Genomic DNA, 22,049 nt, shown 5'->3' on the forward strand with positions numbered 1-22,049 from the left:
CTTGTTTAAGTTTGTGAAAACTTATGAACAGAAGAAAAAAGCCTGCATAACTGTGCATGAAATGTCGGATAGCTCTATTCAAATCCTGCTATTCTGATAATAAGGGAGGTCATATAAATGGATTTGCTTAGAAATATGAATAGAGCTTTAGACTATATTGAGGAGAATTTAACCAATGATATCGATTTTAGAGAAGTAGCAAGACTGGCTCTTTGCTCTGAGTATCACTTTAAAAGAATGTTTTCTTTTCTTGCAGGTATTACTTTATCAGAATATATTCGCCGAAGACGACTTACACTTGCAGCATTTGAACTTAAAGATAGTAACATCAAAGTCATTGATGTTGCGATCAAGTACAATTACAGCTCACCAGATTCGTTTACAAGAGCTTTTCAAAATTTGCATGGTATAACTCCTTCCGAAGCTAAAAAGAGCGGCAGTTCACTTAAAGCATTTCCAAAAATGACCTTTCAGTTATCAATTAAAGGGGGAAATGAGATGAATTATCGCATTGAGGAAAAAGAGGCCTTTCATATAGTCGGTATTAAAGAAAGAGTTCCAATAATCTTTCATGGAGTCAATCCAAAGATTGCTGCTATGTGGGAAAGTTTGAACGATGAAACAATACGTGAATTAAAAGAACTTTCTAATGTTACACCACTGGGTTTGCTTAGTGCATCTGTGAACTTTTCTGAAGGGAGAATGGAGGAAAAAGGGCAGCTGGACCATTATATCGGTGTAGCCACAACTAAGGATTGTCCCGATCATTTAGTACAACTTGAAGTGCCAGCTGGAACATGGGCTGTATTCGAAGCAGTCGGACCATTTCCTGACACATTACAAGATGTATGGGGACGAATTTATTCAGAATGGTTTCCGGCCTCAACTTATGAACAAGTAGAAGGACCGGAAATCTTATGGAATGAACATAAAAATGTAACGTCGCCAACCTTTAAAAGTGAAATATGGATACCCGTGTTAAAAAAGTAATGATGACTCCGTAATGGAGAGCAAAGGTAGATCACAAATGTGATCTACCTTTGCTACTTTATAGCTTTCTATCAACTACATTACGTTGACTAAATAAATATGTACCGTCCTTACATAAAAAGCAGAAAAAGCTCCCTATTTCCGTAGGGAGCTTTTCTGCTAGGAGAATGATTTCTCACATAGTCGATACGTTGCGGTATCTTGAGTAGTTTAAGCAAACACTGGAATATTATTCGCTTTTTAACTTACAGCTTTTAATTTTAATCTTGCTTTAGAGTTCAAGCTCCATAAACTAAGTAATACGGTCATTAACCCAAGTATGACGCTAGACCAAAGCACACCGTCTGTTAATGAATAAATAAAGGGAAAAAGAATAAACCATAATCCGGTAATGAGCGAAATCCAATGTTGCCATGAATTCCATCCGGGTTTAGTAACTCCCCAAAAAGACATAATCACTTGAAGGGTTCCAAATACAATACTTGCTGACGTAGCCCCTGCATCGTATGAAAACCCAAGCATCCACGGGGTCATAACAAACCAAATACCAATTACGGCGTTAGCAATTCCTCTTGCTTTCATCATTATCCCTCCTCAAATTATGACACTCGTAGTGATGTCATGATTAAACTATATGTTTGTAAGTAACGTGTGTTGAGTATTCATCAACGCCTGTTGAGATTTTTTCAACTTTTCATGTAGGAACAAGCACTTCTGTTGATGAGTTCTCATAAGATGTTTCAAAATCAAGTATAAGAAAGAGAGTGAAAACAAATGTACTATTGTGTTAATTGCTGCAGATTGCAAAATGAACATCTTATTAAGAGTAAGTTATTTGAAAATGGAGTCTATATAGATCCATTTGTAGGAGAGAAAATCCCTTTAGGTATGTGTGCACATAGATGCAACCATGAGTCATGCGAGCCATGTAAAAAAGAAAAAATTATTAAAAAGATTGTGCCAAAGGAATTATCTAAATTAAAGAAGGCAATAGAGTATTTACCTGCTCATCATCATGGTTCAGAAAAAGTTCCATTTTCACAATAAATAGCGGCATGCCGCGTTCAGTTCCCTTAATAAAACTCAGTTTTTATTCCGTAAGTTGATTCATCACTAGTTGTACAGCTATTGCATCGTCTAAATAACCGATTGGAAAGACGTAGTCTGGAATAATATCGGTAGGCAAAATAAAATACAATAGCGCACTTCCCAATATAGAGCGCTTGGCGGCTGAGGTTTCTTCGCTACAATATTCAAGATACATTTGCTTTAATTGGTCGATGAAAGTACCAACGCTTCCTACTTGCTCTATTTTGGATTGAAAGTTATTTATGATCATGCTGTGTCCTTCGTCTGTCTGTGCATATTGCTTATATTTTGTTAGTTCTTGTTTTACACGTTCAATCGTAAAGTTGGTATCTGCTATATTAAAAGATTTAAGTATTTCTTGAATTTTATCGATGGAGTAATGAATGCCTGTTTCTAGTTCATTTTCTGTATGGTTTGAAGCAGCTTCAGCAGGATCAATCAATGCTTCAAGAGGCGTATTTAAATAGTGTGCAAATTGCTTTAAATGATGTAGATTTGCTTGCTGCTTTCCATTTATAATCCGTGAAATAGTTGCCGTATCAATCCCCGTAAGTGAGCTTAGTTTCCGCATAGATAAAGCATTTTCCTTTAATAAAGACCTTAATAACAGACCAAGGCTTTGTTCATTTTGGATGTTAGACATTGCGATTCACCTCTTTATATTTTTCAACGCGCAGTACTCATTTTATTGAAGGTTTATCAACAATATATGCAACAAGTAAGCAAATTTCCTCAATATTATCATCAAAAGGAGAATACAAAATGGAATGGTTATTCATTTTAGGTTTTGCCCTATCATCAAGTATAGATAACTTTGGTGTAGGAATATCTTATGGAGTACGAAAAATCAGGATAAAATGGCTTTCTAATTTACTAATAGCAGCTATTTGTTTCCTCTTTAGCATGACCGGGATTATGTTTGGCCGATGGCTTTCAACGATTTTACCAGGGGTGTTCCATGTTATTGTAGCCGTCGTATTATTAACGCTAATTGGAATTCGAATTATTTTATTAGTTGGTTCCCAAAAAAATAATGAAATTGATGAATTAGATAGTAGTGGTCAAGAAAACGTACGATATATTGGCTGGGTTGAAAGCAGTGTGCTAGGTGTTGCACTTTCAGCCAATGCACTTACAAACGGTCTAGGAGCGGGTTTACTTGGTTTATCACCTTTAGCTATTTCGCTTACATCAGCATTTGGTAGTTTTATAACGGTATGGCTAGGAGTAATGGTGGGGCAAAAAGCAGCAAATGTTCAAATTGGGAAATTTACATTAGGTCAATTTGGAACGTTAATCAGCGGGATTACGATTTTAATTGTAGCTTTTACTCAAATATTCTAAAAGAAGAGACGCCACTTACTAAAGCAAGTGGCGTTTTTACCTTATATTTTATATTAGCTAAATCTAAATACATTACGTTGATTGAGTTGGTATACCGTACACATTTTATCTTTATATTTAATATGAATCTTCAATTAAAATCTCTATTCCTTAAAATGAAGCTTTTGCGTATCAGCTCTGTTTCATCCTCTGTAACTTCCGGATAGTACCTGGATAAGACATTAGCTAAACTTTCTTTTTTAGGCACGTGTAAAAAACGTGAATATACTTCCGAACCATTTGGTAACTCCTCTTCTTCACATAAGAGGAAGGCATCTAAACTCTCAATCAATTGGAAGTGCACAGTCTGATCATAAACGTTGGTATAGCTTTCTTCACATTCTTTTGCTTTCTTTTCTGCAATTTCATAGGCTTGATCAAATGATGGGGCTTTAATTAATAAAATACTTTCTTCAAATATCTGATGTTCTTCATAATTTTCGTCGATCTTTTCTGTATTAGGTTTACCCACTATTAAGTGCTTATAAAGAACCTTTACTCCATACCATTGGTCACCTAACTCTTCGCTATTAGTTGTTTTCATATCAACTCTCCATTCTTAACTAAAGGAACCATAATAATTAATTTTAACATCGTATTCCTTATCGTCCTTCTTGCTTATATAACTAAGTTGGTATATCGTGTTCATCCACTAACCTATGATAAAATGGAAATATAATCAATATATTCTTTATATTAGGGGGGAGGGACATAGTGATCAACTCACAAATGCTGCAGTGTATTTACTTACTCAGTATTTAAATAATAAAGCGTAATATATATTAGGAGATTTTACGTTAAAACAAACGCATAATTAGTGGAAGTTTGGACAAGGGAGGGAACGCTTATCATCAGTTGGTTTCGCCACTTGCCACAAATAAGCAGGGACTTTTCTGAATGGACGCCTTTTATCCAGAATACGTGGTATCGAAAACACTATATGAAGTTTGTATATTTACTTCAAATTATTATTCTATTGATACCTTATTTCTTTGGAGCAGACTTTACTCACATCAATCTCTTTTATCTTATTATAATGGGTATGATTGTCTTTGCTATTCATGAATGTCTGCACGTTTTAGTCGTATATAAAAAAGGTGATGTGAGCTTGACATTTAGCGGAATATTTTTCTGGCTCAATACAAATGCAACTCTATCTAAAACGAGATATTGGATCTTTATGAGCTTGCCTTTTCTTGTATTATCGATAGTTCCTGCTATTACGTCGTTCTATGTATCAGGAAATATTAGATCCATCCTATTATTTGTATGTTGGATAAATACATTCATTTCTGGCTCAGATATCTATAACTCATTTTTAATTGCGATTAAACCGAAGAACTCGTTTTTTTGCAGAGGTTATTATCAAGTGAAGCAGTAGGACAGGGGTCTAGTTGTACTAATACCTAAAAAAGGAGCACTTATAGTAATTAGATGCTCTTTTTGTGCTGGTAATCCGTTTTATACTAGTCAGTTTCGTATAACCTCCGTTCCAACAGTATTCTAAAATTATGTTAAAATGTAATTATAAGGAATAAGAGGTGGATATAGTTATGGTGACTGCAGTAGTTGTAACGGTTTCTATATTAGCGTTAGCTTGGAGTGCTGGACAAAGAGAACAGAGGGAGTAACTATATGTATTATTTGTATATAGAATCGAGATGATTGGATAAATGAGCAAAAGAAGTGTTTTAGTCAAGTTGATGTTCTTTTTAGGATCATTTTCTATTATAATCTTTGGGTTTATTTTAAAACAGGGATTAACAGGGTTGCTTTTATCTGCTGCCTGTATTATATCCGCAGGGTTTTTAATGAAAACTGGAGTTACAAAAAGAAGGGCAAACTAACATAGCTTAGCTTCTCCTTTTTTTGATAAGTGAAATAATTATAATTATGTTAAAATATAACTATATTTATTTTTTTGGTGGTGAAATAGATGGATAATCGAAGCTTGGGATTATTTTTAGTCGGTATAGGAACAGTCTTTTTGATTTTAGCTTTAACAGTACATATAGCTGGATTATTATATGGTGTTATTTTAGGTAGCAGCATATTATTAAATGTTTCAGGGGCAGGTATACTTATGAAGTTTATAGCCGATGAAAAACTGGCTAATTTGTAGAGATCTTATAAAGTAAGATCTCTTTGTTATGAATCTTACGCTAGAATGTATTTATTAGAAATGTTTGGGGGGTATCCTGTTTTGGAAATGAACTTTTTTTGGTTAGCGTTAGGATTAGCTGCCCTTGGTTATTTTATAGGCGATGGTTTAAAAAATTTTAGTAAACCTCAAAGGAAATCAAAATATCCTTATTTGATTAAAGAAAAAGATCTGCACTATCACTTTCATTTGAGTAAGGGTGAAATTGAAGAACTGTTAACTAAATATCCTGGAGCTCCAAAAATAGAGCTGAAAGGGACTACATATTATCCGTATCATCAATTCGTTGACTGGCTGTCGTCTAATGAAATTTATAAGGTGTAAAGGAGGAGAAGCATTTAGTCTTTAAAGGCTAGATGCTTCTTTTTTTGAAGATTGGATTCTAATGCCATTGCCACTAGAAATAAACGCTATATAAACTACAAACACTAATAAAACGAAACTTTAATTTATTAGTGTTTTTAATTTTATTTAAAAAAACTTTAACTTTATTTAAGTTCATGGTATATTAAAAAAAGGAAGAGGTGGTTATATATGGATAATAAGGATGTTCCTTCATGGATACTGTCGTTAGAAAGTGATGATGTAGAGTTTATAAGAAAATTTGTATTAAATTCAGGCTCTTTAAAACAGCTTGCAAAAGACTACGAAGTGTCCTATCCAACTGTTCGTATACGTTTGGATCGTTTAATACAAAAGATTGAGATAAATGAAGAACACGATAAAGAAGAATTAATTAGCCTTGTTAAAAAGCTTGCTATTGAAGAGCGCATTAGCTTAGAAGACGCCAAGGTGATTATAGAGAAATATAAAGATGAAAAGGGGATTAAGTAATGTCTGAGTGGAGTACAATTGCAGCTATTTCTATTGCAATTTTAAGTCATCATTTTTTATCTACTAGAGCAAACATGTATTGGGGAGCTATCGTTCCAACGGCTTTTCTATCCTATTGTGGATGGAGATTGTTTACAAATCATCAAATACTAATGGATCATCCTGTAAAAGCTCCTTTAGCAATCCTTTTTGTACTGTTTATATTTATTGTGGATTGGGGAACAGGGAGAGATTCTTATAAACAGAAGCAGCAAAATGAATTAAATAAGATGAAAACTCAGGATATATAAAGGAATCTTTGAAAGGGAGATTAAATCATGCCTCATCATTTGTTATTTTTTGTACTGATATGTGCCGTTCATTACTTTTTATCTACTCGAGCAAGTGTATACTGGGGAGCGATTATGCCAACAGCTTACTTAGTATACTGCGGATGGGTATTTACAGCTCACCAAATAAATCACCCAATCAAATTAATTTTATTGCTTTTATTTGGTTTAAGTATATTTCTCATCGAATGGGAAGAAGGAAGAAAGATTTTTAAAAAGAAGCAGCAAGATGAATTAAATAAAATGAAAACTCAGGATATATAAAGTAGCATAAAGGAAAAAAAGCAAAGAGAACATTCTCTTTGCTTTTTTTCTTTATCACGATTCACCATTATAAAGTGCAAAGGTAGAAACGCCTAGAAATATAAGAATATACGTATGTCATCGTTAGCTAGGTTATCTTTGCCTGGAATCGTTGTGGTATATTACATAAACTTTCAATTTTAGGTAATAATATTTACGAAAATAAAGTTTGAGGAGACAATTCATGCGTAAGTATAAAAGAAAATTGATCATTTCTTTAAGCGTGCTAATCTTTCCATGGTTAACCGCGCCTTTTATAGGAACAAAATCATTTGTCCGTTTTTTGCCTGTAGCTACTTTCGCTAACTTATTCATCATTGTGTTTACCGTCATTGCCAATCAGAAAAAATGGTTTAGAAATAACAATCCTTTATTTCCTAAAGCACCTATAGATTTTACTTATATTTTAGGTCCGCACTTAATAGGAACGCTTTGGATATTTAAGCTAACGTACGGCTCTTTTCTAAAATACATACTTGCCAATACGGTGTTAGACTGGTTTAATATTTTCCCTTTTGGCGGTGCTTTGAAAAAAGTGGGCATCTTTAAAATGAAAAAGATGTCGCCAAGCATGTACTGGGGGATGACTACGGTTTTAGCCGTTGTTTTATATGGATATCAGTACATTGTGGAAAAAGTAATTAGGCAAACCAATGATTCTCAGTCAAGATTACAAGTGCTTAAAGCAAATAAAGGAAAAAGGGTCTTCTAATCGCTGAAGATCCTTTTTCCTTTATTTTTAACACTTCATCTGGTTGTTTTATTCTGAATATTTAAATTTATTTTCGAGTAAAGTGCTATACTAGATAGTAATAAAAATAGAAAGAGAGGAAGAAATATGTTTAATCAATATCCGATTGGGAAATTTACTGTGAAAGAAAATATTCAGAAAGAAGATATTCAAGGTTGGATTCATGACATTGGAGATGCCCCAAAGCAATTAGCTGATGCTGTAGAAGGACTGACAAAAGAACAATTAGCTACGCCTTACCGAGAAGGCGGCTGGACATTAAGTCAAGTTGTCCATCATTTAGCTGACTCCCATATGAATGCTTATACTCGTTTTAAATTAGGCTTAACAGAGCAAGCACCTACTATTAACGCCTATGATGAAGTAGCTTGGTCAGCTCTGCCTGATAATGATTTACCGATAGAAGTTTCTCTTCAACTTTTTTTAGCTTTACATAAGCGTCTTCATAAAGTGTTAAACTCACTTGATGAAAAAAAATTGAAGAAAACGATCCACCATCCTGAAAATGGGGAAGTGACGATTGAGCAATTAATAGCCACTTACGCTTGGCATGGAAAACATCATATTGCTCATATTACCACATTAAGAAATCAAAAAGGATGGTAGAATAACATTTAATATATGTCACTTTTGAAAAGAGGCTGGGACAAAAGTATTTTAGTTGAAGGAAAATCAGAAAAATTAACCAATAGTATCGATTGATTTTTCTGATTTTTCATTGTTAGGTTGAACAAAGATTTCATTTATCCTATTTGTTCGTCCGTAGACTCCATTGATTTAGCTATGTCTAAATCTCTTTTTTTATTAATGTCAACAGCGGTGAGTATACTAATTAAGGATGTATGAAGTATACAATAAAGGAATTTAGTTTTTATGCGTAGAATTGTTACTCAACATTAATTTTAGAAAACGGTGATTATAAATGAAATACGGTGAGAGAGAATTTACATTACAGCTAAAAAACAAAATCAATAAAACCGAACAAGAATTAAGAGATGTCACGATGGAACTCGAACAAACATATACGCCTTTATTTCAGAAACAAAACTTAGATCTTTTTGTGAAGTTTGAGGTTACGAACGGTGATCATTTTGATGAAGGGTATGAATCTGTAGTCATTATATTTATCAATGATGATAAGGAAGGAGATATGCTTGATTTTTATAACGTAGCAGTTTGGAAATGTAGCCGTACGTTTTTAGGTATACCCCTCTCGAAAAAAATCTTTGGAAGCAAAGTAATAGGAGAACTAGTTGATGAGTCACCTAGCGATATAAAAGTTGAGCTTGAAACACACTTAGATGATTTTTTAGAACTTCCCGATTAACAGTGTTTTTTCTTGAAATATTTCAATAAGTTGCCTAAAAGTAGTTTTATAATTTGTTTTTAATCTTTTAATTTTAATTAGAAGGTTGTGAAAATTAAATGTTATAGAACATGATTAGTTTATTTTTAGACAGAATAAGTCCTCTTTTAGAATTAATTAATACTGTTTCTTTGATATCGATTGTTATTTTATTAAGAAATAAAAGGAAATTGTAATGACATTTAATAAATTCAAATGATATGGGAAAATATGCAGAAGTTAGAGAGTCGCAATCCATAAAATTTTAAACAGAAGACTACCTGAACAAGATTCTTCATACAGCTTTTTTGGTTCTAATAAATGACATTATGCTAATTAAAGAGTATACAGCTTGAAAACAGGAAAACTACCTCAATCCGTCAAGGAAGTTATCTCTAATCCTGAATATTAATTCATTCATCCTGCATCTCGCTATTATATTGTACGGTGATAACTTATTTTTATAAGCCATCAGGTCTGACTTTTGAAACACCTAAGGCAAGGTTTTTCCACAAAGTTTGTTCAACCACCTCGGCGTCCACCGTACGACAATCAACAATGAGTATGACTTCCGAATGTTTGCCGCGTAAAAGCCGTTGATTTTTCCTGATTACTTTAAACATAAATAGTTTAATTCCTAGTCCTAAGATAAATCCGATAAAAGCACTAATTAGTCCCCAGTAGATGGGCCCCCAACTTAGTTTAAAACCAATGCTTGCACCAATGACTGAAAAGGCTGTGGCTAGAGTCATTCCTAAATCAATAAGAGAAACTCCATCGGCTCGATGAAGGCTATCAAAAATCCGGCGATCTTCCGTTCGATTATTGAGAGGAACAATAAATATATCTTCTTTCTTTATCCCTTTTCTTTCTAGCTCCGAAACAGCTAACTCTATGTAACTGGAGTATTCAAATGTAGAAAAGATCTGCATGTTTTCACTCCACCTTTTTTCCTTTCACAATACAAAAGCTTGGATGTTGATACGTTTTCTCGAAGAAGTTTTTTTGCTCTCTTTCCACAAGTTTATTGTTCTCAACAGTATTCATGTAGGAATCAAAAGTAGCAAAACCATATAGGGAAGGGAAAAATAACAGCCATTCTTTATTTAAAGCGGAAGTAGCCTGTTTTATTTCTCCTAAAAATAGAAGAGAAATCCCTTCAAGCAGGTGAGAATAATAAAAGAAAACAACTGCCCAGACAATAACAAAGAAAGCACCAATGATCCGATGAATATAAAGTTGTCCTAGACCTGGCATCAAAAAGGACCAGGCAACCGACAAGATGGGATTCCGTTTATCTAAATAGTTTATTTCCATGGCTCCTATACTAAAGGAGTTGAACCGATGATTTTCTCTTTCAGCTAACACGTATATTTTATTTAAATCAACGGTTGTTCGGTAACTATCCCATATAGCAAAAATATAAACGGGAATATAAATAAGAAGCCATCTTGTATTAAGCACGTCTTTGGCCATATCAATGTTTCCTTGAAAAGAATAAATCATTGCTAAATTTACATGAGATTTAAGGTTTATGACGACCTCCCATATAAATAACACAAAGCCGCGAAGGTATTTAGACAGTAGCAAGTGTCCAAACCCAGGAAAAGCTGCTGACCACCAAGCAACAATATAGGGGTTTCTTAAATGAATTTGAGTCGTTCCAAATATACTAACATGAGCAATATAGCGTCTTGCAGTATTGTCATTTTTATAATTATTCATATACGATCTCCTATGATTGGAAGAAAATACACTTTTATACCTATCATTCATATTTAATATGGTCTTGTTTACTTATTTTATGCAATATCCATTGATATACACTTAATCTTTGTCAAAATGGAGAACTCGTTGATAAGAAAAAGCTCTTTATTTTTCGATAGAGAGCTTTTTTACATGTTGTTTCTAACAATTGGTATTATGTTAATAAAGAGATGGTTATATGCTTCATGGCGTCTTGATTCGTTTGTTCAAGATATAGAAATATATTCAACTTTATGGCATTGGACATATTGGGTTGCTTTCAAATAGTCAGGTTAACGCGTACATAAAAGAAGGGCTGAATGGCGAGGGACAAAATACAAACTAATTATTTTTCAGGTGGACAAGGCAGGCTTGCCTTTTATACATTGGGGATTAGACCGTTTGCCTTTGTGTTTCACCAGTATAGACCTGATGAAACACACCCGAAGTCACAGTATTTCCCCCGTCGAAATAGAGTAGACTGCTAAAAGTACCTCGGTTAATTGAGGTACTTTTATAGGTTCTTATACAAAGAGTCCGTGATTAAAAACTGCTTAAAGTGTTTTTTTAATCGCGCATTGCGCCTGCTTCTCGAGAAGTCATTGCACCTTGTCCTTCATTTATGTCTCTTTGGATTTCTTGTTTTACTTTTTGAGCATTTGTTGCAGAAGCTGCTGATTTTTCAGTAAAGCCCGCATTTTCTTTAGCCGGTTGATTTTGCTGCATATAATCTCTCCTTCCTTTTTTATTCGTACAAAAAGGAAGAATGGAGATCCATTCTTCCTTCAGCCATCAATTATAAAGTTGTCTTAGAAGCGTCCGCCGCCAAGTTGTTGCTGAGCTAATTGAACAAGACGTTTTGTGATTTCGCCGCCTACTGATCCGTTTGCACGTGCAGTTGTATCAGCACCAAGGTTTACACCAAATTCGCTAGCGATTTCATATTTCATTTGATCGATTGCTTGTTCAGCACCGTATACTAATAATTCGTTGTTGTTGCTGCTTTTGTTGTTTGCCATGTTGTGTCACCTCCTTGTTTTCCTTAAGTTTCCTAGAGGACAAGAAGTATATACATGGTAATTTGTGGGTGTTTAGACCTTATCATTTAATGATACTAAAGAGTAGAAACAAGTTACGCTGTGAAAAGTGGAATTACATGTTTCATTTCCTTGTGAAGAAAACTATACGCTTGCCATGTGTAGGAGAAAGAATGACAGTTCATTTGTCATTCTTTTTTCATGTTCAAGAGTATACTAATTGAATGACAAAGGACTAATTCTTTAAAGAATTAGTCTTTGGATTAATAAAAATGATTGCTTTTTATAGCTATTTTAAGAAGTGTGTTTAGTTATTCTTCCTCTGTAAATTCAGTTTTGACGTTTTAGTTTCCCTATTTCGTAAAACAATTAAACATGTTGTACATATCTCTTAGCAACAAGTATCTAATTAATTCTGGGGAAATAAAAATATAACTTAACCTTCCACTTATTTTATCTTCAAATTTTCAAACAATAGGGCTAGGAGGTGTTTTTATGCCAAAGAAAGACTTTAAAGACGTTGATAATTCAGGAATTGCAGAAAGAGTTGATTATAACAACTATAAAAATAAAGATAGCAATAATGACCCTACGCTTAACCGTATTGTCGAAGAAGACGGACGTGCTCTTGACCCAAGGGAATCTTTAGAAAATTTCTTTACTGACCTTGAAGGCGAAGAGCCACAAGAAATTACAACGTAATAAAAAAAGTAGAAAACGGCGGATCTTTTTTAGCGAAAAGACCTATGAAACGTAGCTATTTTTATTAGAGGATCTGCTGTAAACGAGTTAACATGATTTAAAAAAACGAGGGCTATTAATAGAGGTGAAGTTAATGTCGCATACAGAAACTGAACGAACAACGTATATGTATGATCCTTTCACTATACAAGGTCTTGAAATGAATATACCTAAAGAAGACAAAGGCAGCCAACCGCTAATAAATCGTTCAGGACTGAGTACCTCTACGTTCAAAACAAATATGAATAGAGAACATTTTGAACGTTATATTTATTAGCAGGAATATTCTGCAGCGTTTTATTTTATAAAAAGATCCTTCTATTTTATATGTTAGAAGGATCTTTCCACTAAATATTCTCATTTCAGTGTAGTAATCAATTGCTTGTGCCTAAGGTATTGGAAAATTCATCTTGGTTTTAGGCGTGGATAGGTAAAGCGGTTAGTATTTATATATATATATTGTCTGTACATCCATTGTAGAAAGGATTTCACGAAATGCAGAAGCAAACCTTACTTTTTAATTTAGACGATACGCTTGTTCACTGTAATAAATATTTTAGAGACACCATAAATGCTTTTGTGGCTCAATTGCAGGAATGGTTTGAGAAGCTGACTAAGGAAGAAATAAAACAAAAGCAGTTAGAGATAGATTTAAAAAGCATCGAAAAGTACGGCCTTCACTCTTCCCGTTTTCCAGAATCATTAGTAGCTACTTATTTGTTTTTTAGTGAACAAAATCATCAAGATATTCATGAAGATAGAGTCGAAAGAGTCAAAAAAATTGGCCAAAGTGTATTTGAAGTACCGATAGAGCCTCTGCCAAATATGTATGAAGTATTAGATAAGCTTAAAGAACAAGGACATGATCTCTACTTACACACAGGTGGAGACGAGGAAAATCAAGGTAGAAAAATTGTTCAGCTAGAGCTAGCTAAATACTTTGAAAAAAGGGTATTTATTTCTGAATAAAAAGATACATCTGCATTAAAAGAGATACTAAACCAAATTAAGTACGATCCAAAAAAGACTTGGATGATTGGCAATTCATTAAAAACCGATATAAGACCGGCAGTAGAAGTTGGAATACATGCGATTCATGTACCTTCTGAACTGGAGTGGAGCTATAACCAAGTTGAAATTGATATTGCGCCAAAAGGTAAAATGATAACCGTTCATTCACTGCTGGAAGTTCCAGAAATCATTCAAAAGCACGCTCAAGAAACGGTTGTGTCCACCTAAGGTCATATGTAAACAAAATATACAGAAACAGCTAACCGTTGATTAAACCTTACCTAACAGTAGCCAGATAAAGCTCTTATGTTTTTTCTAATCAACTCACATACTATACAGAGGAGGTGACTGATATGGGAGGTCAATCCAAAGAATCAGAAAAAATGATATGTGAAGATCATAATTCTCCAGTTGATGAAAGAAGCTACGATTTATACGAAGCGACGCGTAATTCACTTTTACGTAATGAATTAGACGATAAAAACAAAACCATTTTAAATAATATTGATAACGGAGCGATGGATGTTAATCTTGAGGAATAATGGGCATTAAAAAACCTTTTATTTCTTAGTATCATAGCTATGTTACTAAGGATAGACATTTTTTCTCTTAGTAAAAAAGACCCTAACTATTTAGGGTCTTTTTTAGGTATTTGTCCAAACATTCTATGGTTGTTTCACATACAGTAATAGGAGTCTACTAACAGAAAGGAGAAGATTTTTAATATGAGAAACAACTATCCTTATCAGCACTCTAATTACGGTGGTTATCACGGGGCTATGTATCCTCAGCAAGGTAACTGCGGTTATCCTCAAGCTAAACCTTGTGGTCAATTGCCTCCTCAAACCATGCCTGCTCAGTATGACCCAGTTAAACAAAATACATCTTTTACTGGTCAAGATGTGTTTGTGCCAGTGGTGCATCCGAGTCATACTACAAATGTTTATCAAAAAAATTATAAATATATGCACTCATTCCCGCATACAGAATCCGTTGTATGTCAGGAAACGCACCAACATTTTTGTGCTCCAAGCTGTCCTCCTAGACCTCGTCCGTGGTGCTGATAGCCAAAAAAGCCCCTTCATTTTAACAATGAAGGGTTTTTACTATGTGAAACTTAGGATGTTATTTAGCTATCGTTAAACAAAATAGCCCATTTTAGACCAAAATCCAATCGATATGAGCTATGTCTACATATAATACCTTAACCCATGTAAGTTTAAAGTTTTTTCCTTTAGTTAAATATCACGAAAGGAAGTGTTTATATGTCTAGTTATGGTGGAGCTGGTTCTGGTTTTGCTTTATTAGTTGTTCTGTTTATTCTTCTTGTCATTATTGGATGCAGCTGTTACGGTCGCGGATTTGGCTGTTAATAACAATAAAAAAGTCTTTCTCTAATTTGAGAAAGACTTTTTTATTCGAGGTTGTGAGGGAGTGCTTTTATACGCAATAGAACTGATTGGGCGGAATTCAAGCAATCTATTGCAGAGGGTGTACCACTCATATATGGGATCTGAGGATGCTTCATTGTATGTAAAAGAAACTAAAAGGTTATTGTTTTTTTTATAGTGATATAAAACGTAGTTTATCCACTTCGTGGAGCACATTTCGTTTTTCATCATATGCTAAATGTATGAAGAAGAAGGAGGTGGAGTTTATGTTCTTTGGCGGTTATGGCGGAGGTTGTGGCTATGGTTATGGCGGCGGCTGCGGTTACGGCGGTGGCAGTGGTTTTGCTTTAATTATCGTGCTGTTTATCTTATTAATCATTATTGGCTGTGCTTGTTGGGGAGGATTTGGCGGTTGCTAATTATTAGCCTGCCTTTATCTCTAACTTAAAAAAGTTAGCTTTATGCTAGCTTTTTTTCTGTGTTGAATTTGTACATGTCCAGTGATTACGCTTTATATTTGCCGCGTTAACCAATGGTTTACAGCTTGTTACTAAGCGTTTATGGAATTTTTTACATATTTATTGTAAGCTAAGCCTTAGAGGTGATGAGAGTGAATTTAGGGGAACAGCTGCAGAAGTTAAGGGAAGAAAAAAAGATGTCCAGGGAAGACCTAGCTGGGGAAATGAATGTATCTAGACAAGCCGTCTATAAGTGGGAAAATAATAAAGGGTATCCGGATATTGAGAACCTTATTAAGTTAAGTGAGGTTTATAATGTGACGCTGGATGAATTAATTAAGGGAGATCAATCATTTCAAAGCAAAATAGCAATTGATCGAAAAAAAAGTGAGGATTTTTCAGATCCTGGTTTTGTGGTTGGAATCATTCTTGTATTCGTAGGATTATTTTTAGATTTAGGTAAATTTTCAGCGGGGGTTACCATACTAGGTTTTCTAACGATGTTTTTTTATGAGGATTTAATGAAAACGTTTTGGAATATAAAAAAAGATTTTAAGGAAGAAAGGTAAGTGGACAGGCTTTAAGGAACCTTAAAGCCTGTTTTTGTACTTGTAGTCATAAAAACATTAACATTGGTTATTATTTTCTTTTAGAGGGTTTATTAAAAATGTTAGTAGTAAGGAAATGAGCGGTTTTCCCCAAAATTTTGTAGTCTAATTCACAGTTTCGTCTGTAAACGAATGGTTTACGGGCGAGTACCATACGTTTTCGACTCTATGATTTTTTTGTATGATTTAGGTGTTTATGTTAAGTTATGGGTATCCTCTAATTGTTTTAGAAAGGAGTGAATTTATATCTTAAAAACAGCAGTTGCTTCAATCATTGCGGGGGTTTTATTTAGCCTATGTGCAAAAGTAATGATGCATACAAGATGGTCAAAGTATTTTCTAAAAGCAAATGAAGCTACTCATAGGCCAATAAACTTTGTTCTTCAGGGAGCTTTGTTTGCGATTATCATGTTTATTATGCTTTTAATTGTAAAACCTTTTACATAAGAAAGTAGTGTGATAGCTAAAGGTATCAACTCTTAAACATTCCTATTGGTTACCAAAATATTTGCCCGGGAAATGGGGGGATGTTGTTTTCTCTACTGAACCAGATATATACGGATATTAACAGTTTTTAGAAAGGAGTATTGGATGTTAGTTAAAGCACTAATTACAGCAATCATTGGAGGCATTCTGTTTCCATTGTTCTTCAAGCTATTTACCCGAAAATCCTTAGATAAAAAGACTACTAGCCCTGTCAGTCAAGGATTTTTCTTCGCGGTTATCTTCTTTATAATCCTTATGGTTACAAAAACCTTCAGTTAAAGTTATATTACAGATAATCTCTGTTCTATTATGGATTGCTCCAGAAGGAAATTAAGTGAATTAAAGGAACTCAAACTCAAGGAATACGTATATTCTTTGGGTTTTTTATAAGATTTCAAGAGTAAAGCCTCCTTTGACTTAGAAATATTAAAGCGATGATAATGAGTATGTACGCATAGTGTCACGAGATTCGAAGGTCTTTAAATATTTAAAAAATAATTTGTGCAAACGGTTGCATTAAATTATTAGTTTAGTATATAATGTTCAAATAAAAGTATTCTAATGTTTTTAATAATTAGATTTTATGAAACTTTTAAGAAGGTATAAGCGATAGTCAGCAGCTTACGGATGAGCCGACAGTGAAAATTCTTACATACTCAAACAGCATTTTTAGACAGGACTATTAGTTATGCCGTATTCCTGAGGTAATCTAGCAAAATAGAAAACAGCCAGCCAAAGACACTAACATTTACAGTATTCATCGTTGTTTTGAAAACGTTCACAACGAATGTCGTAGCACTTTACATCAGAACATCTATCTTTTGCGGCTGTTAATTGAATCATAGGAGGCAGTTATGTTAGAAGAAAGAATCGTTGAAACCAATGAAAAAAGCGTTCAGCCAAACTTACCTTATCTACCGATCAGTACCATATGGTTAATTAGTTTTGGATTTTTAGGTGTACAAATGGCATTCTCATTACAGAGTTCAAATATGGGACGCATATTTCAAACAATCGGTGCTGATCCAACTACATTAGGCTTTTTCTTTATTTTACCGCCGTTGGCCGGTTTAGTGGTTCAGCCCTTAGTTGGTTATTTTTCAGATCGTACCTGGATGCCAAGGCTTGGCCGTCGTATCCCCTATCTACTGATTGGCGCAATTGTAGCCGTAATTGTTATGTGTTTGCTGCCAAACGCCGGCAGTTTTGGTTTTAGTGCGGTGGCTGCTATGACTTTTGGCGCCATCACTATTTTGTTTATGGATGTATCATCAAATGTAGCCATGCAGCCATTTAAGATGATGGTTGGAGACATGGTCAATGAAGAGCAAAAAGGTTTTGCCTATTCTATTCAAAGTTTTCTATCAAACAGCGGTGCTGTGCTAGCCTGTATTTTCCCTTTTGTTTTAACGGTATTAGGCGTATCAAATAGTGCACCAAAAGGGGTAGTACCACAATCAGTTGTTATTTCATTTTATGTTGGAGCCGTTGTGTTAATTATTTGTAGTTTATTTACAATACTTAAAGTAAAAGAATATTCACCTGCAGAATTTGCAGCATACCATGGTATTCCAGATGAAGCTACAAAAGAAAATGTAAACGTTTTTAAACTGCTTCGCAACGCTCCAAAGGTTTTTTGGACGGTCACACTTGTTCAATTTTTCTGCTGGATGGGCTTTCAATATTTATGGACATACGGTACAGGTGCAGTCGCTGAAAACGTTTGGTATACGAATCAGCCGTCTAGCTCAGGCTATCAAGCAGCTGGCAACTGGTTCGGCATTTTATCAGCTGTACAGTCGATTGCCGCAGTCATTTGGTCACTAGTTTTGTCACGCGTAGCCAACAACAAACGTAAGCCAGCGTATGCTTTTAGTTTACTGCTAGGCGGTATTGGTTTTGGATCTGTCTTTTTTATTCACAATCAATGGATGCTGATTGCTTCATTTATTTTAATTGGTATCGCTTGGGCTGCTATGATGACGTTTCCGTTTACGATGCTTACCAACGCCCTGTCAGGAAAGAATATGGGAACATATCTAGGATTATTTAATGGAAGTATTTGTTTACCGCAAATTATAGCTTCTTGCTTGAGTTTTGCTTTGTTCCCAATAATCGGATCTTCTATGCCGGGCATGATTTTAATCTCAGGTATTTTACTTGCTACGGGAGCAGCGTCTGTTTCGATTATTAAGGAAACATATACAAAGTAATTAGTAGCTGTACATGGTACAAAAGCAGCGTGGTTTCTTAGCTTTTTTGTGTTCGAGCTATTGACCGGAATCTATAAACATCTTATTTTTGTATTGACTATCATGATAAAATGTAAACGAATTCAATCTAGTGGGAAATTTGATAACAAGAATGGAGAATGAATCAATGAAAACTGAAAAAGAAAAAATGGTGGATGGCGAGCTGTATTTTCCAGCAGACCAAGAATTAGTAAAGGACCGGGAAGATGCAAGAAGGCTTGTTCGTTCGTTTAACGGTACAGATGAGACGAATTATGAAAAGCGTACCGAGTTACTAAAGGAACTATTCGGTTCAACAGGAGAACGCATTTACCTTGAATCTAACTTTCGATGCGACTACGGATACAATATCCACGTAGGAGAAAATTTTTATGCGAACTTTGACTGCACACTTTTAGATGGAGGACGAATTACGATAGGGAAGAACTGTATGATGGCTCCAGGCGTACATGTTTATACGAATACTCATCCTGTGGATGCAGAACAGCGAATTACAGAAGTTGAATATACCAAGCCTGTCACAATTGGAGACAATGTATGGATTGGAGGACGGGCTGTCATCAATCCAGGCGTTACAATTGGACATAATGCTGTAATCGCTTCCGGATCTGTTGTGATAAAAGATGTTCCAGATCATGTAGTAGTGGGAGGGAACCCCGCAAAAATTATAAAAAAGTTGGATTAATTTTTACTAGCTAAACATTGTTTATAAAGCAATTAGAAAATAAAGTATTCTCAATAGAAATGACTCCTTCTCTAAAAATCAATATCCGTTAAAAAAACAAAATGTTTGAGCAGCACTAAACCTATGGATACTCAGCAGGTTTAGTGCTGTTCTTTTATGTTGAGATGATCTCTTTATCTGACTGCAAGTCATATCATCTCTAACTCAGCTTATTAACATAATCTTCCAATAAGAAAGTTTCTGCCACTTTTACACTTTGGGGGAATTTTCATTTATGTGTACGTATAAAACGGATTAAATTATTCCAAATTCCGATCTAACAATATGCCGGTTTGCTCGGCTATTACATCGGTTGGAACGTGCATCCCGTTTTTAAACCACCACTCTACTGTCCCTACAACGGCCGAGGCAAAGAACTGAATAACAACCTCTTTACGCAACCCTTTGTTTTCTCCTTCAGTTGTATCAACTTCAGGACCATACTCTTGGATGACTAACTCGAGAAAACGGCTGCGGAAATAATGAGCGCCTTTACTTTCTAACATGGTTGAAAAGAAGAGATGGTGACGCTCAAAATATTCAAACCAAACATAATTTCCTTCTTGGAACGTCATATCAGCAGCCGAATGACATAGTTCTTCGAGGTTGTTCATATGTTCTTCAATCATCTTATCTAATAAATCATATTTATCCATATAGTGAAGATAAATCGTGCCTCGGTTAACATTTGCTTTGTCGGCAATATCCTGAATGGTAATGTCATCAAATCGTTTTTTGGTCATTAATTCAGTCACTGCGTTTTTTATAGCCTCTTGGCTTTTGAGTATTCTTCTATCCACTTTCGCCATTTTAAAAACCTCACTTTTTTTAAAAGATATTCAACAATACCTCTTCATTTGTTGAGTAATCAACGAATCGCCTTCAATTAACGATTGAAAGGATTTTATTTGCTTTTATAATTATAGACAGATGTTGATTAATCAATCAATGTTGATTTACTTTTAACAGGCAGATAGATACTTTTAAAGTATAGAAAAATAAACAATTCAAAGGAGATAAAAAACATGTTTAACGAAACGTATAAATTATCAAACGGTGTAGAAATTCCACTATTAGGTCTTGGTACGTGGCTGCTTGATGACGAACAGGCAGCTCAGGCAGTGCGCGATGCGGTATCTAGCGGGTATCGCCATATTGATACGGCACAAGCTTATATGAATGAAGCTGGCATAGGCGAAGGAATCCGTTCATGCGGTGTTGCAAGAGAAGAACTCTTTATTACAACAAAGGTTGCAGCAGAAGCAAAAACTTATGAGGAAGTTACGAATTCCATTGATGAGTCTTTAACAAAGTTGGGGCTGGATTACATTGATCTTCTAATTATCCACAGTCCACAGCCTTGGGCGGAGTTTAGAGAAGAGAAACGCTACTTCGAAGAAAACAAAGAGGCATGGAAAGCAATGGAGGATGCTTATAAGGCAGGGAAGGTAAAGGCAATCGGCCTTTCTAACTTCCTTCAGGATGATATAGAGAATATTCTTTCTAGCTGTGAAATCAAGCCTATGGTCAATCAAATATTGGCACATGTGAGCAATACGCCTTTGGAGTTAATTGAGTTCTGCCAGAAGAATGGCATCTTGGTAGAAGCATATTCTCCAATTGCGCACGGTGCGGTTCTTGATAATAAAGAAGTGAAGGTAATAGCTGATAAATACGGAGTGTCTGTTGCTCAACTTTGCCTGCGCTATGATATTCAGCTTGGTCTTGCAGTCATTCCTAAGACGGCAAATCCAGATCATATGAGAATCAATGCAAAGCTTGACTTTGTGATCAGCGATGCAGATATGGAAATTTTGAAAAATGTCAAACCTATTCAAGATTATGGTGAGCACAGCTACTTCCCGGTATTTGGCGGAAAATTAAAATAAACAGGTGAGCAAGGACTTTTTATAGCAATGAATGAGCCAAGAGATACAATTATGAATGATATTATTGGAGGAATCAAAATGGCAAAACATGAAGAAGTAAAAAATGGCGTTATTTTTCCAGCAGGTGAAAAGAATGAAGCATATGCACAATTTTTTGTTGGACAAAGCTATCTTCAAACCTTAATCGCAGATCCTAAAGTGAACGTTGGAGTTGGAAATGTAACCTTTGAACCTGGATGCCGCAATAACTGGCATATTCATCGTGATGGATTTCAGCTTCTATTAGTAACGGGTGGCGAAGGTTGGTACCAAGAAGAAGGAAAACCTGCACAATTCTTAAAAGCTGGAGATGTTATTGTGACGCATGATGGTGTCAAACATTGGCATGGTGCTGCAAAAGACAGCTGGTTTGAACACATTGCCATCACTGCCGGTACGCCGGAATGGTTAGAACCAGTAACGGATGAGGAATATAATAGCATAAAATAATAGATCGTATGTATCTTAGAAGCAAAAACCCT

General features: G+C 34.9%; 33 protein-coding genes and 1 pseudogene. 26 read left to right on the top strand and 8 right to left on the bottom strand.

Going from position 1 to position 22,049, the window contains the following annotated elements; translation table 11 throughout:
- Nucleotides 1–117 precede the first annotated feature (117 nt).
- Nucleotides 118–990 carry an AraC family transcriptional regulator gene (locus ACRPLQ_RS03715; protein ID WP_049165969.1) on the top strand — a complete coding sequence of 291 codons (873 nt, stop codon included), beginning with the start codon at nucleotides 118–120 and terminating at the stop codon, nucleotides 988–990.
- 240 nt (nucleotides 991–1,230) lie between these two features.
- Here the strand turns inward: ACRPLQ_RS03715 and ACRPLQ_RS03720 are convergent, their stop codons facing one another.
- Nucleotides 1,231–1,572, bottom strand: a complete 342-nt coding sequence (locus tag ACRPLQ_RS03720; RefSeq protein ID WP_432235681.1) for an SPW repeat domain-containing protein — start codon at nucleotides 1,570–1,572, stop codon at nucleotides 1,231–1,233.
- Between the two features lie 192 nt (nucleotides 1,573–1,764).
- On the opposite strand from ACRPLQ_RS03720, the gene ACRPLQ_RS03725 reads away from it, so the two are divergent.
- Complete coding sequence (locus ACRPLQ_RS03725; protein ID WP_034267529.1) at nucleotides 1,765–2,037, top strand: DUF3973 domain-containing protein; 273 nt, start codon at nucleotides 1,765–1,767, stop codon at nucleotides 2,035–2,037.
- Nucleotides 2,038–2,080: 43 nt separating this feature from the next.
- Here ACRPLQ_RS03725 and ACRPLQ_RS03730 read toward each other — a convergent pair whose 3' ends face one another.
- Entirely contained in the window at nucleotides 2,081–2,722 is a 642-nt protein-coding gene (locus ACRPLQ_RS03730; RefSeq protein WP_028414916.1) for a DUF1232 domain-containing protein, read from the bottom strand.
- Nucleotides 2,723–2,841: 119 nt separating this feature from the next.
- On the opposite strand from ACRPLQ_RS03730, the gene ACRPLQ_RS03735 reads away from it, so the two are divergent.
- Nucleotides 2,842–3,423 carry a manganese efflux pump gene (locus ACRPLQ_RS03735; RefSeq protein ID WP_063247141.1) on the top strand — a complete coding sequence of 194 codons (582 nt, stop codon included), beginning with the start codon at nucleotides 2,842–2,844 and terminating at the stop codon, nucleotides 3,421–3,423.
- A 130-nt stretch (nucleotides 3,424–3,553) separates the two neighbouring features.
- On the opposite strand, the gene ACRPLQ_RS03740 is transcribed toward ACRPLQ_RS03735, so the two are convergent.
- The gene (locus tag ACRPLQ_RS03740; protein WP_049165967.1) at nucleotides 3,554–4,006 is read right to left on the bottom strand and encodes a DUF4288 domain-containing protein; all 453 of its coding nucleotides are present in this window, start codon (nucleotides 4,004–4,006) and stop codon (nucleotides 3,554–3,556) included.
- Nucleotides 4,007–4,402: 396 nt separating this feature from the next.
- On the opposite strand from ACRPLQ_RS03740, the gene ACRPLQ_RS03745 reads away from it, so the two are divergent.
- From ACRPLQ_RS03745 to ACRPLQ_RS03785, 9 genes are all read left to right on the top strand, one after another.
- Nucleotides 4,403–4,843 carry a DUF3267 domain-containing protein gene (locus ACRPLQ_RS03745; RefSeq protein ID WP_230624684.1) on the top strand — a complete coding sequence of 147 codons (441 nt, stop codon included), beginning with the start codon at nucleotides 4,403–4,405 and terminating at the stop codon, nucleotides 4,841–4,843.
- Between the two features lie 555 nt (nucleotides 4,844–5,398).
- Nucleotides 5,399–5,584 carry a hypothetical protein gene (locus ACRPLQ_RS03750; RefSeq protein ID WP_182030013.1) on the top strand — a complete coding sequence of 62 codons (186 nt, stop codon included), beginning with the start codon at nucleotides 5,399–5,401 and terminating at the stop codon, nucleotides 5,582–5,584.
- An 81-nt stretch (nucleotides 5,585–5,665) separates the two neighbouring features.
- Entirely contained in the window at nucleotides 5,666–5,947 is a 282-nt protein-coding gene (locus ACRPLQ_RS03755) for a hypothetical protein (RefSeq protein WP_025749994.1), read from the top strand.
- Between the two features lie 210 nt (nucleotides 5,948–6,157).
- Nucleotides 6,158–6,457: a DUF2089 family protein gene (locus ACRPLQ_RS03760; RefSeq protein WP_182030011.1), complete on the top strand. Its 300-nt coding sequence runs from the start codon at nucleotides 6,158–6,160 to the stop codon at nucleotides 6,455–6,457.
- A complete protein-coding gene (locus tag ACRPLQ_RS03765) occupies nucleotides 6,457–6,747 on the top strand; it encodes a hypothetical protein (protein WP_182030009.1) in 291 nt (96 codons plus the stop codon). The genes ACRPLQ_RS03760 and ACRPLQ_RS03765 overlap by 1 nt, the downstream gene beginning before the upstream one ends.
- 27 nt (nucleotides 6,748–6,774) lie before the next feature.
- The gene (locus tag ACRPLQ_RS03770) at nucleotides 6,775–7,050 is read left to right on the top strand and encodes a hypothetical protein (RefSeq protein WP_182030007.1); all 276 of its coding nucleotides are present in this window, start codon (nucleotides 6,775–6,777) and stop codon (nucleotides 7,048–7,050) included.
- Nucleotides 7,051–7,273: 223 nt separating this feature from the next.
- Complete coding sequence (locus tag ACRPLQ_RS03775; RefSeq protein WP_051137136.1) at nucleotides 7,274–7,801, top strand: hypothetical protein; 528 nt, start codon at nucleotides 7,274–7,276, stop codon at nucleotides 7,799–7,801.
- A 126-nt stretch (nucleotides 7,802–7,927) separates the two neighbouring features.
- Entirely contained in the window at nucleotides 7,928–8,446 is a 519-nt protein-coding gene (locus tag ACRPLQ_RS03780) for a YfiT family bacillithiol transferase (protein ID WP_432235682.1), read from the top strand.
- Between the two features lie 316 nt (nucleotides 8,447–8,762).
- A complete protein-coding gene (locus ACRPLQ_RS03785) occupies nucleotides 8,763–9,167 on the top strand; it encodes a hypothetical protein (RefSeq protein WP_165636193.1) in 405 nt (134 codons plus the stop codon).
- Between the two features lie 479 nt (nucleotides 9,168–9,646).
- Here ACRPLQ_RS03785 and ACRPLQ_RS03790 read toward each other — a convergent pair whose 3' ends face one another.
- Together ACRPLQ_RS03790 and ACRPLQ_RS03795 are read right to left on the bottom strand one after the other, a co-directional pair.
- On the bottom strand, nucleotides 9,647–10,117 hold the full coding sequence (locus ACRPLQ_RS03790) for a hypothetical protein (RefSeq protein ID WP_432235683.1): 471 nt from the start codon (nucleotides 10,115–10,117) through the stop codon (nucleotides 9,647–9,649).
- Nucleotides 10,118–10,121: 4 nt separating this feature from the next.
- Entirely contained in the window at nucleotides 10,122–10,910 is a 789-nt protein-coding gene (locus ACRPLQ_RS03795) for a hypothetical protein (protein ID WP_432235684.1), read from the bottom strand.
- A gap of 265 nt (nucleotides 10,911–11,175) precedes the next feature.
- Between ACRPLQ_RS03795 and ACRPLQ_RS03800 the strand changes: the two are divergent.
- A pseudogene (locus ACRPLQ_RS03800) lies at nucleotides 11,176–11,277 on the top strand (esterase); the annotation flags it as partial.
- A 221-nt stretch (nucleotides 11,278–11,498) separates the two neighbouring features.
- On the opposite strand, the gene ACRPLQ_RS03805 reads toward ACRPLQ_RS03800, so the two are convergent.
- A complete protein-coding gene (locus tag ACRPLQ_RS03805) occupies nucleotides 11,499–11,657 on the bottom strand; it encodes a hypothetical protein (protein WP_165636196.1) in 159 nt (52 codons plus the stop codon).
- Between the two features lie 83 nt (nucleotides 11,658–11,740).
- Nucleotides 11,741–11,950 carry an alpha/beta-type small acid-soluble spore protein gene (locus ACRPLQ_RS03810; protein WP_047750082.1) on the bottom strand — a complete coding sequence of 70 codons (210 nt, stop codon included), beginning with the start codon at nucleotides 11,948–11,950 and terminating at the stop codon, nucleotides 11,741–11,743.
- Nucleotides 11,951–12,463: 513 nt separating this feature from the next.
- Between ACRPLQ_RS03810 and ACRPLQ_RS03815 the strand changes: the two genes are divergently transcribed.
- From ACRPLQ_RS03815 to ACRPLQ_RS03865, 11 genes are all read left to right on the top strand, one after another.
- Nucleotides 12,464–12,670, top strand: a complete 207-nt coding sequence (locus ACRPLQ_RS03815) for a hypothetical protein (RefSeq protein WP_028414907.1) — start codon at nucleotides 12,464–12,466, stop codon at nucleotides 12,668–12,670.
- Nucleotides 12,671–12,803: 133 nt separating this feature from the next.
- A complete protein-coding gene (locus ACRPLQ_RS03820; RefSeq protein WP_182030001.1) occupies nucleotides 12,804–12,986 on the top strand; it encodes a hypothetical protein in 183 nt (60 codons plus the stop codon).
- 218 nt (nucleotides 12,987–13,204) lie between these two features.
- Nucleotides 13,205–13,678, top strand: coding sequence for an HAD family hydrolase (locus tag ACRPLQ_RS03825; RefSeq protein WP_432235685.1), 474 nt, complete (start codon nucleotides 13,205–13,207; stop codon nucleotides 13,676–13,678).
- Between the two features lie 24 nt (nucleotides 13,679–13,702).
- A complete protein-coding gene (locus ACRPLQ_RS03830; RefSeq protein ID WP_432235843.1) occupies nucleotides 13,703–13,948 on the top strand; it encodes an HAD hydrolase-like protein in 246 nt (81 codons plus the stop codon).
- A gap of 125 nt (nucleotides 13,949–14,073) precedes the next feature.
- Nucleotides 14,074–14,262, top strand: a complete 189-nt coding sequence (locus tag ACRPLQ_RS03835) for a hypothetical protein (protein ID WP_028414904.1) — start codon at nucleotides 14,074–14,076, stop codon at nucleotides 14,260–14,262.
- A 183-nt stretch (nucleotides 14,263–14,445) separates the two neighbouring features.
- Nucleotides 14,446–14,784 (top strand): CotD family spore coat protein, encoded by a 339-nt coding sequence (locus tag ACRPLQ_RS03840; RefSeq protein WP_028414903.1) that lies wholly within the window; start codon nucleotides 14,446–14,448, stop codon nucleotides 14,782–14,784.
- A 201-nt stretch (nucleotides 14,785–14,985) separates the two neighbouring features.
- On the top strand, nucleotides 14,986–15,093 hold the full coding sequence (locus ACRPLQ_RS03845) for a YjcZ family sporulation protein (protein WP_081213975.1): 108 nt from the start codon (nucleotides 14,986–14,988) through the stop codon (nucleotides 15,091–15,093).
- Between the two features lie 284 nt (nucleotides 15,094–15,377).
- Complete coding sequence (locus ACRPLQ_RS03850) at nucleotides 15,378–15,530, top strand: YjcZ family sporulation protein (protein ID WP_013058439.1); 153 nt, start codon at nucleotides 15,378–15,380, stop codon at nucleotides 15,528–15,530.
- 191 nt (nucleotides 15,531–15,721) lie between these two features.
- Nucleotides 15,722–16,138 carry a helix-turn-helix domain-containing protein gene (locus ACRPLQ_RS03855; protein WP_098112454.1) on the top strand — a complete coding sequence of 139 codons (417 nt, stop codon included), beginning with the start codon at nucleotides 15,722–15,724 and terminating at the stop codon, nucleotides 16,136–16,138.
- 1,379 nt (nucleotides 16,139–17,517) lie between these two features.
- Nucleotides 17,518–18,876, top strand: coding sequence for an SLC45 family MFS transporter (locus ACRPLQ_RS03860; protein ID WP_367077840.1), 1,359 nt, complete (start codon nucleotides 17,518–17,520; stop codon nucleotides 18,874–18,876).
- Between the two features lie 166 nt (nucleotides 18,877–19,042).
- Nucleotides 19,043–19,600 (top strand): sugar O-acetyltransferase, encoded by a 558-nt coding sequence (locus tag ACRPLQ_RS03865; RefSeq protein ID WP_221817750.1) that lies wholly within the window; start codon nucleotides 19,043–19,045, stop codon nucleotides 19,598–19,600.
- Between the two features lie 299 nt (nucleotides 19,601–19,899).
- Here ACRPLQ_RS03865 and ACRPLQ_RS03870 read toward each other — a convergent pair whose 3' ends face one another.
- Nucleotides 19,900–20,448 (bottom strand): TetR/AcrR family transcriptional regulator, encoded by a 549-nt coding sequence (locus tag ACRPLQ_RS03870; RefSeq protein ID WP_421545687.1) that lies wholly within the window; start codon nucleotides 20,446–20,448, stop codon nucleotides 19,900–19,902.
- A 216-nt stretch (nucleotides 20,449–20,664) separates the two neighbouring features.
- Here ACRPLQ_RS03870 and ACRPLQ_RS03875 point away from each other — a divergent pair, with 216 nt between their 5' ends.
- Both ACRPLQ_RS03875 and ACRPLQ_RS03880 read left to right on the top strand, forming a co-directional pair.
- Nucleotides 20,665–21,528, top strand: a complete 864-nt coding sequence (locus tag ACRPLQ_RS03875; RefSeq protein WP_432235686.1) for an aldo/keto reductase — start codon at nucleotides 20,665–20,667, stop codon at nucleotides 21,526–21,528.
- 78 nt (nucleotides 21,529–21,606) lie between these two features.
- Entirely contained in the window at nucleotides 21,607–22,017 is a 411-nt protein-coding gene (locus tag ACRPLQ_RS03880) for a cupin domain-containing protein (RefSeq protein ID WP_047751802.1), read from the top strand.
- Nucleotides 22,018–22,049: the final 32 nt, after the last annotated feature.

The sequence above is a fragment of the Priestia sp. TRN 1309 genome (genome assembly GCF_050846875.1).
GTDB lineage: Bacteria > Bacillota > Bacilli > Bacillales > Bacillaceae_H > Priestia > Priestia zanthoxyli.

Coding starts and splice junctions, on each gene's coding strand:
- ACRPLQ_RS03790 (WP_432235683.1), bottom strand. CDS start 10,117: ATGCAGATCTTTTCTACATTTGAATACTCCAGTTACATAGAGTTAGCT.
- ACRPLQ_RS03780 (WP_432235682.1), top strand. CDS start 7,928: ATGTTTAATCAATATCCGATTGGGAAATTTACTGTGAAAGAAAATATT.
- ACRPLQ_RS03860 (WP_367077840.1), top strand. CDS start 17,518: ATGTTAGAAGAAAGAATCGTTGAAACCAATGAAAAAAGCGTTCAGCCA.
- ACRPLQ_RS03760 (WP_182030011.1), top strand. CDS start 6,158: ATGGATAATAAGGATGTTCCTTCATGGATACTGTCGTTAGAAAGTGAT.
- ACRPLQ_RS03870 (WP_421545687.1), bottom strand. CDS start 20,448: ATGGCGAAAGTGGATAGAAGAATACTCAAAAGCCAAGAGGCTATAAAA.
- ACRPLQ_RS03815 (WP_028414907.1), top strand. CDS start 12,464: ATGCCAAAGAAAGACTTTAAAGACGTTGATAATTCAGGAATTGCAGAA.
- ACRPLQ_RS03785 (WP_165636193.1), top strand. CDS start 8,763: ATGAAATACGGTGAGAGAGAATTTACATTACAGCTAAAAAACAAAATC.
- ACRPLQ_RS03770 (WP_182030007.1), top strand. CDS start 6,775: ATGCCTCATCATTTGTTATTTTTTGTACTGATATGTGCCGTTCATTAC.
- ACRPLQ_RS03880 (WP_047751802.1), top strand. CDS start 21,607: ATGGCAAAACATGAAGAAGTAAAAAATGGCGTTATTTTTCCAGCAGGT.
- ACRPLQ_RS03810 (WP_047750082.1), bottom strand. CDS start 11,950: ATGGCAAACAACAAAAGCAGCAACAACAACGAATTATTAGTATACGGT.
- ACRPLQ_RS03805 (WP_165636196.1), bottom strand. CDS start 11,657: ATGCAGCAAAATCAACCGGCTAAAGAAAATGCGGGCTTTACTGAAAAA.
- ACRPLQ_RS03740 (WP_049165967.1), bottom strand. CDS start 4,006: ATGAAAACAACTAATAGCGAAGAGTTAGGTGACCAATGGTATGGAGTA.
- ACRPLQ_RS03745 (WP_230624684.1), top strand. CDS start 4,403: ATGAAGTTTGTATATTTACTTCAAATTATTATTCTATTGATACCTTAT.
- ACRPLQ_RS03720 (WP_432235681.1), bottom strand. CDS start 1,572: ATGAAAGCAAGAGGAATTGCTAACGCCGTAATTGGTATTTGGTTTGTT.
- ACRPLQ_RS03715 (WP_049165969.1), top strand. CDS start 118: ATGGATTTGCTTAGAAATATGAATAGAGCTTTAGACTATATTGAGGAG.
- ACRPLQ_RS03840 (WP_028414903.1), top strand. CDS start 14,446: ATGAGAAACAACTATCCTTATCAGCACTCTAATTACGGTGGTTATCAC.
- ACRPLQ_RS03875 (WP_432235686.1), top strand. CDS start 20,665: ATGTTTAACGAAACGTATAAATTATCAAACGGTGTAGAAATTCCACTA.
- ACRPLQ_RS03735 (WP_063247141.1), top strand. CDS start 2,842: ATGGAATGGTTATTCATTTTAGGTTTTGCCCTATCATCAAGTATAGAT.
- ACRPLQ_RS03730 (WP_028414916.1), bottom strand. CDS start 2,722: ATGTCTAACATCCAAAATGAACAAAGCCTTGGTCTGTTATTAAGGTCT.
- ACRPLQ_RS03820 (WP_182030001.1), top strand. CDS start 12,804: ATGTCGCATACAGAAACTGAACGAACAACGTATATGTATGATCCTTTC.
- ACRPLQ_RS03865 (WP_221817750.1), top strand. CDS start 19,043: ATGAAAACTGAAAAAGAAAAAATGGTGGATGGCGAGCTGTATTTTCCA.
- ACRPLQ_RS03795 (WP_432235684.1), bottom strand. CDS start 10,910: ATGAATAATTATAAAAATGACAATACTGCAAGACGCTATATTGCTCAT.
- ACRPLQ_RS03750 (WP_182030013.1), top strand. CDS start 5,399: ATGGATAATCGAAGCTTGGGATTATTTTTAGTCGGTATAGGAACAGTC.
- ACRPLQ_RS03775 (WP_051137136.1), top strand. CDS start 7,274: ATGCGTAAGTATAAAAGAAAATTGATCATTTCTTTAAGCGTGCTAATC.
- ACRPLQ_RS03835 (WP_028414904.1), top strand. CDS start 14,074: ATGGGAGGTCAATCCAAAGAATCAGAAAAAATGATATGTGAAGATCAT.
- ACRPLQ_RS03725 (WP_034267529.1), top strand. CDS start 1,765: ATGTACTATTGTGTTAATTGCTGCAGATTGCAAAATGAACATCTTATT.
- ACRPLQ_RS03850 (WP_013058439.1), top strand. CDS start 15,378: ATGTTCTTTGGCGGTTATGGCGGAGGTTGTGGCTATGGTTATGGCGGC.
- ACRPLQ_RS03845 (WP_081213975.1), top strand. CDS start 14,986: ATGTCTAGTTATGGTGGAGCTGGTTCTGGTTTTGCTTTATTAGTTGTT.
- ACRPLQ_RS03765 (WP_182030009.1), top strand. CDS start 6,457: ATGTCTGAGTGGAGTACAATTGCAGCTATTTCTATTGCAATTTTAAGT.
- ACRPLQ_RS03825 (WP_432235685.1), top strand. CDS start 13,205: ATGCAGAAGCAAACCTTACTTTTTAATTTAGACGATACGCTTGTTCAC.